The organism is Alishewanella agri BL06, assembly GCF_000272005.1.
GTDB classification, from domain to species: domain Bacteria; phylum Pseudomonadota; class Gammaproteobacteria; order Enterobacterales; family Alteromonadaceae; genus Alishewanella; species Alishewanella agri.
In genome coordinates this window covers 82,611-95,265 of sequence record NZ_AKKU01000009.1, presented here as the reverse complement: position 1 = coordinate 95,265, position 12,655 = coordinate 82,611, and the positions used below count along the sequence as shown (strand labels likewise).

Genomic DNA, 12,655 nt, shown 5'->3' with positions numbered 1-12,655 from the left:
GCAAAGGGTACGACGCGTGACACGTCAATAAGTTGCAATAACTATAGACCCCAATATGGAAAAGGAAAAATAACTTAAAGCGAATAGCCTAATAGCTTTTAGCAATTAAAAAGCAAGATCTTAACTGTTTATTTTAGCCTGGCTGACCATTAAACCACTGGATCCCATAGTGTGAGAAGATTTCAGCGTCGCGGTTATACCAGCGCCTAAAAGGCTCAATATTAAAACCATGGAGTTGCGCCAGATACGCATAGCGCATGGCGGTTTGCAGCATATCAGGATAGCGCCAGATCCGGCCGTAGGCGACCACATGCAGCTGTGGGTGCTCCCCCAGAATATCCAGTGCCTGCATCACTTTATGTAAGTAACGCAGTTCCGAGGTTTGCTCCGGGGTAATTGCCTGCGGATGAAATTTGGCCATGCTTAGCTCCGATCAGAACGGGTTTAACGTCAGTATTTTTATATCGGCTGTCGCCGCATAGATTTGAGCTGCATTTTAAGCGGAAGGGGAAATTATCGGTTGGCCTCTTGTTTAACGCTATTTGCAGCGCCACTTATGAGGTTTTAGTCGGGCAGAATTAATAATGATGAGTGCTTCGCCACAACAAAAGCAGCCAGGCGTTTTACGCTGGGTTGCCGGGTTTTTAAATCCTTATCGCGGCCGGGTGTTAGCGGCGCTGCTGTTTTTATTGCTTAGCTCGCTGGCCTGGCTGGCTTTAGGGCAGGGTGTACGTTTACTGGTAGACGAAGGCTTTGTTGCCGGTAATAGCAGCCGTTTAAACGAACTGACGTTACTGGTACTGGCTATCACGCTGGTGGGGGCTCTGGCGGTATTTTTCCGCTTCTACTTTATGAGCTGGCTCGGTGAGCGGGTCAGTGCCGATCTGCGCAACCAGGTGTTTCAACATTTACTTAAACTGTCACCGGCGTTTTACAGTGAAACCCGCACCGGTGAGGTGATTTCGCGTTTTACTGCCGACACCACCTTGTTACAAAGCGTGGTCGGTTCCAGCCTGTCGATGGCGCTACGCTCAGCGGTTACCGCTATCGGTGGCCTGACGATGATGGCCTTTACCAGTATTAAGCTGACATTATTGGTATTTCTGGCGGTGCCCTTGGTATTGGCACCAATTTTTATCCTTGGCAAAAAGGTGCGCAAGCTGGCCAGGCAAAGTCAGGATCGGTTGGCTGATATTGGCGCTCATGTTGATGAAAGCCTGCATGAAATTCATACCGTGCAGTCCTATGGCCATGAACTGCGCGATGAACAGCATTTTGCGCAAAAAATCGATGCGGTACTGGAGGCGGCACGGGGCCGGATCTTTTATCGAGCCTTACTTATTGCCTCGGTGATGCTACTTAGCATCGGCGCTGTGACAGTGGTTGGCTATATTGGTGCGCAGAATGTGTTAACTGGCAGTATCAGCGCCGGCCAACTTACCGCGTTTTTGTTCTATGCGGTTATGGTTGCCGGCGGCATGGCCACTATTAGCGAAGTGATAGGTGAAGTGCAACGGGCGGCGGGTGCAGCAGAGCGGCTGCAGGAACTGGCCAGTGAACCAGTACAAATCGCTGCGCCTGCGCAGCCGATAGCACTGCCAGCAACGCTGAGCGGCGATTTACGTTTTGACGCCGTCAGCTTTGCCTATCCGCTGTCGCCGGCACAACAGGTGCTGCACCAGCTTAGCTTTGAGGTGAAGGCGGGTGAGCGGGTGGCCTTAGTTGGCCCCAGTGGCGCGGGTAAAAGTACCCTCTTTCAGTTGTTGCAGCGTTTTTATGATGTCAGCGCCGGGTCGATTTATCTGGACCAACTGCCGATCACAGCGCTCGAGCCGGCACAACTGCGGCGCCAATTTGCGCTGGTGCCACAGGAGGCAGTGATCTTTGCCAACTCGGTGCTGGAAAACGTGCGTTATGGCCGGCCAGAGGCCAGTCTGGAGCAGGTGATTGCCGCCTGTGTTGCGGCGCGGGCTGATCAGTTTATCCGCGACTTACCAGAAGGGTATCAGACTCAACTGGGCGAGCGGGGCGTGCGCCTGTCTGGCGGTCAGAAGCAGCGTATTGCGATTGCCCGGGCCATTTTGGCGGATCGCCCAATTTTATTACTGGACGAAGCCACCAGTGCGCTGGATGCTGCCAGTGAACATGCGGTCAAACTGGCGTTGCAGGAGTTGATGCAGCAAAAAACCACGCTGATTATCGCCCATCGGCTCAGCACGGTATTAAATGCTGACCGGATCCTGGTGCTGGATCAGGGCAGGCTGCTGGCCAGTGGCAGCCATAGCGAACTGGTAGCGACTTGTCCACTTTATCGCGAGCTGGCCGAGTTGCAGTTATTGGCCTGATCGGTTTTACTTAGGATCCGATCCTCAATAATGATAACGATAACGGAGTACCCCATGCTGCGAGCAAACCAAGTCCTGCTGATCCTGCTATTGAGCCTGTTTAACTTCTCACTACAGGCTGAGCAACCAACATTACATCCAAAGCTTGAACCCTTCAGACCCTATCTGGATACCTACTGGCAGGGCGATCTGACGCAAAGCGACGCGGCCGAAAAAATGATTGACCGCTCGCACTGGCAGCGGGCTTTAAACGGCAACGCTATTAAAACGGTGCATTCGATTAATGATGGCGTTTATGGCGGCGAGTCGATTATTTATTGGGATGAAGCCAAACAAAGCATCAATTACTACTATTTTACGACGGCCGGGTTTTATACCCACGGCAGTATGACGTTTGAAGATAATAATCAGCGGATCATCGCGCGCGAGGCAGTCGAAAATAATGCCAACGGCATTACGATGGTGGAATCGGTCAGTACCCTGAGTGCTGATACTTTAACGGTTAGTTCGCGTTATCTGCAAAACGGCGAATGGGTGCCGGGGCACAGTGCCACTTATCAGCGAGTGGCGCCTCATCAAGTCAAGTTCAAATAATTTGTTTAAAGTTCGGGCAGTTAGCAGTGTCTGGCTTGCACTGCTGCTGGTTTAGGGTACAGTGGATATATTTACAGTCTGACAGCTGAAACCGGATCTTCTATGCTGTCTGCCTGCTGTTAACTGTCGCCCGTGAAAAGGAATCTTGATGCTGACGCCCGGTTTTATTGTTGCGCATAGCCACCGCCTCGAAGATCTGACCGCCCTAACTGTCGAATTGCTGGATCGCTATCCACTGCCACCGCTGGAGCAGGAGGTGCTGTTGGTGCAATCCAATGGTATAGCGCAGTGGTTAAAGCAGGCGCTGGCACGGCAGACCGGTATTGCGACTATGTTGGAAGTCAGTTTGCCGGCACGTTTGGTATGGCGGCTTTATCGCAGTGTGCTGGGCCCGGATATTCCGAAACACTCCCCCTTTGATAAGCAGCGGTTACGCTGGCGTATTCTCCGATTATTGCCGGCACTGGTCGCTGCGGATCCAGACTTTAAGGCGCTGGCGCATTATATCGCGCCGGCAGATAAGGCCGCGGCTCAACCCGGCGCTGCGGCTCATCAGCTGCAAACTGCCACCGACGAGCAGCAAAGCAGTCTGGCCGGGCCTGATCAGCGCAAATTATTTCAGTTAAGCGACAAGCTGGCCGATCTGTTTGACCAGTATCAGGTGTATCGCGCGGACTGGCTGGATAGTTGGGGCCGTGGTGAGCTGGTACTGGCCCAGTCTGGGCGGAACATCCCCTTGCCTGACGAACAGCGCTGGCAGGCGAAACTATGGCAGGCTTTGGTGCAGGATATCGGTGCCGAGCAAATTTGTAGCAATAGGGCGGCACTGCATCAGCGCTTTTTAAGTGCTGCGGCCAGCCTGACGGCGCAGCAGCGCCCCGACGGCGTACCACCGCGGATTGTGGTATTCGGTATTTCCTCGTTACCCCGGCAGACGCTGGAAGTGCTGCATGCCATGAAAGGACTGTGTCAGATTGTGCTCTGCGTCCATAACCCCTGTCAGTATCATTGGGCCGATATTATCGCCGGCCGCGATCTGCTGCGTCAGTATGCTAAGCCCAGATTTCGCAGCAAAAAACAGACCTCCGGCTCGCTGCTGCTGTCAGAGTTGCATCAATATGCACCGCCGTTACTGGCATCCTGGGGCAAACAGGGACGGGACTATATCCGGCTGTTAGATGAATTTGATGAAACGGCAGCCAAAGCGGCTGCCTTTACCAATTTACGGTTTGATCTGTTTGATGAAGCTGAACCAACGCATTTATTAGGCCGCCTGCAACACGATATTCTGCACCTCAGGCCCAATCAGGAAAGTCAGCAACACTGGCCAGCGCCAGATCCGCTAACCGATAAATCGATAGTGTTTCAGCGTTGTCACAGTGCTTTGCGGGAAGTGGAAGTGTTACATGACCATTTGCTGGCCGCCTTTGATGCTGATCCTGGCTTACAACCGCGCGATATTATGGTGATGGTGCCTGACATCAACAGCTATGCGCCCTATATTGCTGCGGTGTTTGGCCGACTGGCGGCGGATGATCCGCGTTATATCCCCTATACGCTGGCCGATCAGGGCCAGCGTCAGCGCAACCCGCTATTGCAGGCGCTGGAGCTGATATTACAGGCGCCAACGCAGCGCTTTAGTCACAGTGAACTGTTTGACTTACTGCAGGTCCCGGCACTGCGGCGTCGTTTCGCTCTGAGCGAGCAGCAGGTCAGTCAACTACAACAGTGGGCAGCTGCCGCAGGGGCACGCTGGGGTCTGGATGCTACTCAGCGTCAGGGGCTGGGGTTAAGTTATAGCTGGCAGCAAAACAGCTGGCAGTTTGCGCTGAACCGCTTGCTTTATGGGTATGCTGCCGGCGCCACGGCCGCATCCTGGCAAGATATCGCCGCTTATGCTGAGGTGTCAGCATTGGAAGCGCACGCTATAGGAGCGCTGGCAGCACTGGTAGAAACCTTACAGCATTGCTGGCAACAGCTACAGGTAGAGCGCAGCCCGGCCAATTGGCATCAACTACTAAGTAACCTGTTAGATCAACTGTTTACAGCAGACAATGAGCAGGAAATGTTACTGCTGACCAGGTTACGCGATACGCTGGATGGCTGGTTGCAGAGTACCCAGGAGGCACAGTTCACGGCGGTTTTACCTGTTAGTATCGTCGCGGAGCTGTGGCTTGCCAGTGTCGACGAGCCAAATCTGCAGCAGCGGTTTATGGCTGGTAGCGTGAATTTTGCCACACTGATGCCAATGCGGGCCATTCCGTTTCAGCGCATTTGTTTGCTGGGGATGAATGAGGGCGATTACCCGCGGCAAAGCCCGAAGACCGATTTTGATCTTATGCGTCTGCATTACCGGCCCGGCGATCGCTCGCGTCGTGAAGATGACCGCTATCTGTTTTTAGAAGCCTTGTTATCGGCCAGACAACAATTCTATATCAGCTGGGTTGGCGCCAGTGCCCAGGATAACAGTGAACTGCCGCCTTCGGTGCTGGTCGGCCAACTACAGGACCAACTGAATGCACTTTGGCCAGCGCCAGCGGGCTCCCCGACACTGGCCGAACGCCTGACAACCACCCATAAGTTGCAACCTTTTGCGCCGGCATACTTTGCTGCCGAGCCAGACTCACCTTATTTTAGCTATGCCAAAGAATGGCTTAGTATTCATCAGGATAGCGAAAAACACTCGGGTGAACGCGTAACCGGGTTATTGGGTGGTGCGGTACGCGTTACCGGTGGCGAGGCTGAACCTTTGGCACCATTTCAGGCCGAAGCGCCCTTTAGCTTATTGGATTTACAGCTACTGTTAAAAGAGCCAGCGCAGTTACTGGCGCGGCGCCGCTTAGGGGTTTACCTGCAGAGTACGCCTGAGGCCTTGCCGGATGTTGAGCCCTTTGCTTTGAACGGACTGGCGGTGTGGCAGGTAAAACACCAGCTACTGACAGCATTGCTGGCAGAGCAGCCGCAAAATGATGAACAAGCTTTAGCACTGCTGCGGCAGCAGCAACAACGTCTAAAGCAAGCCGGTGAGTTACCCTATGGTGCAGCAGCCGGGCCGGATCTGGCCCGCACCGAGCAAACCGTATTGGCGTTATATCAGGCACGGTCTGCGCTGGTGCAGCAAAGTGCGCCGCTCGCGGCCAAGACTTATCAGCTGCAACTGGGTGATGTGTTGCTGGAGGCGGAGCTCAACACACTCTATGCCACGCCAGAGGCGATGCTGCAACTGGAGCTGACCGCCAGTAAGGTGGTCGAAGTCAAACCGCGCAGTGTCAGTTATCAGTGGCGCAATCTGGTTACAGGGTATCTAAAACATCTGGTCGCCTGCACTGTGCTGGCGCAGGCACCCAGCACGGTGATCCTGGGCGCCGATGGTTTTCTGACCCTGGCGCCGCTGAGTGAGTCGCAAGCCAGAGCAGAGCTAGAGCAACTTGCAGCTTGGTTACAACAGGCGCTGTGTCAGCCATTACCGCTGGCATTAGAGCTGGCTGCTGATTGGTATAAAGCCGAGCAGAAGCAGGAAGAGTACAGTCTGTCGAAACTTGCCGGCCGCTATCACGGTAACGCGTATCAGCCAGGGGTGCGGGCCGATACGCCTTATCTGGCGCGCTATTACCCGCAGGCACAGCAACTGTTGGATGCCGGCTTTAGTGAATGGGTGGCGTATTACCGGCCGTTCTTCCAACAGCTGCTGGCAGCAACAGCACAACCGCTTAGTGCCCTGGTGGCATCGTTAGGCGCTTTAGATCAGAATTCCGCGGATATAGCAGCGGAGGCGCAGCCATGATTCAGGCGCAGCATGAGCCATTAGCAATCACGAGTCAGGAGCAGCCATGAGCCAAGAACTAACCAGCCCGCTGCAATTACCGCTGCACGGCAGTGTATTGATTGAAGCCAGTGCTGGTACCGGTAAAACCTATACCATAGCAGCGCTGTATTTACGTTTTATTCTGGCGCATCTGCCGAGGCTGACAGCGGCAGCCAGTCGCAGCACACCGCTATTGCCGGCGGATATTCTGGTGGTGACCTTTACCAAGGCGGCAACAGCCGAGCTAAAGGATCGGATCCGTCAGCGTTTAGTGGAGGCGGCGGCGGTGTTTCGAGACGCTTCGGCCAGCGCCGATCCGGTGTTGCAGGCACTGAAGGCCGATTTCGCGCCGCAGCATTGGCCGGAATGTGCCTATGCGCTGCAAATGGCCAGCGAAGCCATGGATGAAGCCAGTGTAAAAACCATCCATAGCTGGTGCCAGCAGGTGCTGCGCGAGCATGCGTTTAATAGCGGCAGTTTGTTTCAACAGGAGTTACTGACCGATCTTAGCGCTCTGCAATTAGAGGCGGTAAGAGACTTTTGGCGCAGCTGCTGCTACCCATTGCCAAGCGAACAACTACAACAGATCCAGGCTCTATACCGTGAGCCGGAAGCCTTACTGGATGATCTACGGCCGTTATGGGCCCAGGCCAGTGCCAGTTCTGAGCCGGTACAGTTAGCCGAGCTGCTGTTGGCGGCTGAGCAAGCCTATCAGCAGCGGCTCAGTAGCGCCTTTTACTACTGGCAACAGGCGTTACCGGCTTGGCTGGATTGGATTGCCGCGGCCGAAGCGGCCGGTAGCTTTAGTAAACCCAGAACCTATAATCTGAAAAAAGCCCGCCAGGATTTTGCCCCCTTGCTGGATTGGACGGCCTTACCTGTTGCAGAGGCCTTGCAGCAGTTACCTGAACTAAAAACCTCTTTTGTCGACAATTATGGCAAGCAGTTTTACCAGCATTATCAGGGCGAACCGCTGGCAGCGGACTGGCCGGCGGCCTTGCTGGAGCTGGTTGCGCTACTCTCCGGGGGACCGTCGCTGCGGCCATTACTGTTACCAAAGGCGGTAACTTGGTGTAAGGCCCGGCTGGAGCAACAACTGCAGCAGCAAGCCAAAATGGGCTTTGATGACATTATCCAGCAATGCCGGCGTGCACTGGAGGGGGATGCCGGGCCGGCACTGGCTGCTATTTTACGCCAGCAGTACCCGGTGGCAATGATTGATGAGTTTCAGGATACCGATCCGGCGCAGTACGCCATTTTCAATGCGGTATACCAGCTGGCCAGCAATGCAGCGGCACAGGCAGTCTATTTGATTGGCGATCCGAAGCAGGCGATTTATGCCTTTCGTGGCGGTGATATTTTCACCTATCTGCAAGCCCGCCGCGATACCCTAGGGCGCCACTATACGCTGACCACCAACTTCCGCTCCAGTAAGCAGATGGTGGCGGCCGTTAATGCGTTGTTTCGTCCGGCGGAGCAAAGCGCCGCCAGGCAGGCATTTTTATTCGCTGACAGCAGCGGCAACCCGTTGCCCTTTACCGAAGTTAACGCCAGGGGCGTTAAAGCTGAGCTGGTGATTGACGGTCAACCGGCCGCAGCTGCCTTAACCTTGTGGACCGCCAGCGCCGGCAGTTTCGACGAGGGTGCAGACGATAGCAAAGCATTGAGTAAAACCCTGTACCGGGAGCAGTTGGCGGGCCGGGTTGCTGACTATATTGGTGCTTTGCTGGGCAGTGCGGCCGCCGGGCGCACGGGTTTTATGCTGCGGCACGAGGCTGCGACAGCGACGACCTTACAACCGCTGCAAAGTAAAGATATTGCGATTTTGGTCAGTACCCATCAGGAAGGGCATTTGATCCAGCAGCAGCTGCGTGAGCGCGGTATGGCCAGCGTGTATTTATCGGATCGTAATTCCGTGTTCGACAGTGAAGTGGCCGGCGATCTGTATTTACTGTTGCAGGCCTGTGCCGAGCCGGCCAATCAGCAGGCGCTGCTAAATGCGCTCTATACGCCACTGGTGGCCTTGCCGCTAGCGCAGTTGGATGCGCTAAGACACGACGATAGGCTTTGGCAGCAGTATCAGGAATGGTTTTATCAGTTTAGCCACTGCTGGCAGCAGCGCGGCGTATTGGCGCTGATCCGCCAGTTAGTGCAGCAGTTTCAGGTGGCAGAGCGGGTGTTAGCGAACGCCGGTGGCGAGCGATATCTGACCGATTTACTGCACCTGGCCGAGCTGTTGCAGCAAGCCAGTGTCAAACTGGATGGTGTGCATGCGGTGCTGCGCTATTTCTATCAGCATCTGTATCAGCAGGAAGCCATTACCCAGCCAGCTGACGACCAGATAGTGCGGCTGGAAAGTGATGCTGAGCTGATCCAAATTGTCACCATCCATAAATCGAAAGGGCTGGAGTATCCACTGGTATTTTTGCCCTTTATCAGCCTGTGCCGTCCGGTAAGTCATGATGACCGGCTGGTAAGCTTTCATAATGAAGCCGGTGAACTGGTGCAAAGCCTGACGCCCGGCAAGCTTGAACTGGCAACCGCCGATCAGGAGCGGCTGGGCGAAGATATCCGCAAGCTCTATGTGGCGGTAACCCGGGCCAAATATGCGACCTGGCTTAGTTTAAGTCCGGTAGGTGATTGGCAGCGCTCAGCGCTGGCCTATCTGCTGGGCTGTGATCAGGCGACAGAGCCGCTGCAGCTGCTACAGCAAGCCGAGGCGCTGTGGCCTGCTAATGCCAATGACATTCAGGTGGTTGCCTTGCCTGCTTTTAGCACACCGCAGCATTTGCCGCCGGTGCTTAGTGGCTCAGCCTCACAGTTTGCCGCGCGGCAACGCAATACCGCGCAGCCATTTGTGCCCTGGTGGATCGCCAGTTATTCGGCGTTAACCTATGGTGCTGCCAGTCAGGGCGATACCGCGCTGGAGCATAACCTGTTGGAAGAGCAGGCCAGTGCGCTGCTTGCAGAAGCCATGCCGGATGCCTCCCCGGAAGCCTTGGCTGCAGACAGTACAGTGCAGTTTGCCGCTGTCGCGCAGTCCTTGCCAGCAACGCCAGACTTAGTCAGTTTGCATGACTTTCCACGCGGCGCCGGGCCAGGGACCTTGCTGCATAACTTGTTGCAGGATGCGGCCGAGCACGGCTTCGCCGCCGTGGCAGCCGATCCTGAGCTGTGTCAAAGCCTGGTTGCCCGGCGTTGCCGCCACGGCAGCTGGGCACAGCGCGCTGAGTTATTAGGTCGTTGGTTACATGGCTATCTGCAGTTGAGTTTTCCGTTACCGGGTGGTGGGCAGGTAGCACTTAATGCCTTGCGTAGTTATCGGGCTGAGCCTGAGTTCTGGTTCGCCGTGCAGGGGGGCAGTACCCGGCAACTGGACAAGCGGGTTAATGCCGCTGTGCTGGCCGGTGCCGCCAGACCAGAGCTTAGCCGCAACTACTTAAATGGTATGTTAAAAGGTTTTATCGACTTGCTGTTTGAACATCAGGGTAAGTACTACGTGCTGGATTACAAATCAAACTATCTGGGGCCGGATGATGCGGCTTATCACCCGGCAGCGATGCAACAGAAAATCTTACAAAGCCGCTATGAACTGCAATATGTGCTCTATAGCCTGGCATTGCATAAGCTTTTAAAAGCCCGCTTAAAAGACGCTTACAGCTATCAGCAGCATGTCGGCGGCGTGGTGTATCTGTTTTTGCGTGGCCAGCAAGCCAGTAGCCGGGGCGCCTTTATCGATCGGGTACCGGAGTCGTTGATCCTGAGTTTAGAGCAATACTTTATGCAACAAGAGCCTCAGTCTGCTGTGGAGGTCGCCGATGCTGATTAGTGCAGTGCTACCTGAGGTATTACAACGGCTACAGGATCGTCAGGCGATGCTGGCGCTACTGGCCGCCTATCAGCGCCAGCAGCTGTTAAGTCAGCTTGACCTGGCCTTTGCCCGCTTTCTGGCGCAGAACGCACCCACAGTACAACCCCTGAGTTTGTTGCTTGCTGCCTTTCTGTCACGACAGGTTGGCCGCGGCCATGTCTGTTTGCCACTGGCGGATTTACTGGCCGATGCGCCACAGCTGCTCAATTACCAGAGTGCGCAGTTAACCCCTGAGGCGTTAAGCCAGCAGGATGGCAGTCTGTTACCGGATCCGGCACTGCTGTTGGCGTCATATAGTCTGGAAGAGCTGGAGGCCTGCCTGGTACAGTGTGATACGGTGCTTACTGTAACACCGGCCAACGCTGAGTCGATTGCCAGCGCAGCGCCGGGCCGGCCGCTGGTATTGGATCAACAGATACTCTATTTCGCCCGCTATTGGTCAGCAGAGCAACAGATCGCCGCCGATTTGCGCGCTTTAATGCAAGCGGTAACCCTGCCGGCAGAGCCGGCGCAGCTAAAACTTTATCTGGATCAGCTGTTTGGAGCTGAGTCGTTAGCAGTTAGCGCTGGCGATGCCTTTGCTCAGATCAATTGGCAAAAACTGGCCTGTGCCAACAGCCTGCGTAGCCGTTTTAGTGTGATCACCGGCGGGCCGGGTACCGGTAAAACCTATACCCTGGTGCGCTTACTGGCGCTGTTACAGCGTTTGTCGCCTACGCCATTGACCATCAAGCTGGCGGCGCCTACCGGTAAAGCCGCGGCGCGGATGAAAGAGGCGATTACTCAGGCGATGCAAAGCTTACAGGCGCTGGCAGCGGACTGGCAGAGCGCGGTTGCTGCGATCCGCGCCGACAGCGCGACCCTGCATAAACTGTTGGGGGTACAAGCCGGCAGCCGGCAATTTAAGCATCAGCGTAGTAAACCGCTGGCGCTTGATGTGTTGATTGTTGATGAAGCCAGTATGATTGATATTGAGCTGATGCAGGCGCTGCTTGCGGCACTGCCGGCGGATGGCCGCCTGATTTTATTAGGTGATAAGGATCAGCTGGCCTCAGTGGAAGCCGGCGCTATTTTAGGACAGCTTTGTCAGGATGCCGAGCAGGGTGGCTATAGTGCAGAAACTATGGCTTATCTGCAGCAATTCAGCGCCGCACCTATACCGGCGCAGTTGGCAACCAGCGCGCCGCGGCAGCGGCTACAACAGGTGGTGATGTTGCGGGTTAGCCGGCGTTTTGATCAGCACAGTGGTATAGGTGCTCTGGCCCGCGCGGTCAATCAGGGTGAGCAGGCGCAGGTCGATTATCTGTTATCAGGTCAGGCGGGCTATCAGGATCTGCAGTTATTAGCCGGGGAGCCGGAGCAAGATCCGCTGCAACAGTTAGCGGCCTTGTGCCGCCGTGGCTTTGCCGCCTACTGGCAGCAGCTAGCGGCTAAACCTGCAGCGGATGCCGAGGCGGGCGCTATTGAGCAGTGGGCGCGGGCGGTGCTTAACAGCTATCAGCAATTTCAGTTATTAACGGCCGTGCGTGAAGGTCCTTTTGGCGTTGCCGGTTTAAATCAGCTGGTTCAACAGGCCTTGCCACAACTGCCGGCCAGTCGCAATTTGCAGCAGGATAGCTGGTATGAGGGGCGGCCGGTGATGATCAGCAGTAATGACTATAATCTGAATTTGCGTAACGGTGACATCGGCATTGTCCTGGTTTCACCACAGGATCAGCAAAAACGTGTGGTCTTTATCGATGCTGATAACCAGTTAAGGTGGATCTTACCCAGCCGCCTGGGCGCTGTTGAAACCGTCTTTGCAATGACAGTGCATAAGTCGCAGGGCTCAGAGTTCAGTCATACCGTGCTGGTATTGCCGGAGCGGGATAACCCGGTACTCTGCCGCGAGCTGCTGTATACCGGTATTACCCGGGCGGCAAAGCAACTGACCCTGGTGGTGCCTGACTATCAGGTGCTGAAACAGGCGGTGCAAAGACGCACCGTACGGGCCGGGCGCTTGCCCTTAGATGAATAAAACCATTAGCAAAGGATACTACT

The 12,655-nt window shown here is 55.2% G+C and carries 6 protein-coding genes; 5 read left to right on the top strand and 1 reads right to left on the bottom strand.

What is annotated here, in order from left to right; translation table 11 throughout:
* Positions 1–133: 133 nt before the first annotated feature.
* Positions 134–421, bottom strand: a complete 288-nt coding sequence (locus AGRI_RS03630) for a hypothetical protein (protein ID WP_008983652.1) — start codon at positions 419–421, stop codon at positions 134–136.
* Positions 422–587: 166 nt separating this feature from the next.
* Here AGRI_RS03630 and AGRI_RS03625 point away from each other — a divergent pair, with 166 nt between their 5' ends.
* From AGRI_RS03625 to recD, 5 genes are all read left to right on the top strand, one after another.
* A complete protein-coding gene (locus AGRI_RS03625) occupies positions 588–2,345 on the top strand; it encodes an ABC transporter transmembrane domain-containing protein (RefSeq protein WP_008983651.1) in 1,758 nt (585 codons plus the stop codon).
* A 54-nt stretch (positions 2,346–2,399) separates the two neighbouring features.
* Positions 2,400–2,939, top strand: a complete 540-nt coding sequence (locus AGRI_RS03620) for a hypothetical protein (protein WP_008983650.1) — start codon at positions 2,400–2,402, stop codon at positions 2,937–2,939.
* A gap of 148 nt (positions 2,940–3,087) precedes the next feature.
* Entirely contained in the window at positions 3,088–6,723 is a 3,636-nt protein-coding gene (gene recC, locus AGRI_RS03615) for an exodeoxyribonuclease V subunit gamma (RefSeq protein WP_008983649.1), read from the top strand.
* Positions 6,724–6,769: 46 nt separating this feature from the next.
* Positions 6,770–10,573 (top strand): exodeoxyribonuclease V subunit beta, encoded by a 3,804-nt coding sequence (gene recB, locus AGRI_RS03610; protein ID WP_008983648.1) that lies wholly within the window; start codon positions 6,770–6,772, stop codon positions 10,571–10,573.
* Positions 10,563–12,632, top strand: a complete 2,070-nt coding sequence (gene recD, locus AGRI_RS03605) for an exodeoxyribonuclease V subunit alpha (RefSeq protein WP_008983647.1) — start codon at positions 10,563–10,565, stop codon at positions 12,630–12,632. The genes recB and recD overlap by 11 nt, the downstream gene beginning before the upstream one ends.
* Positions 12,633–12,655 lie beyond the last annotated feature (23 nt).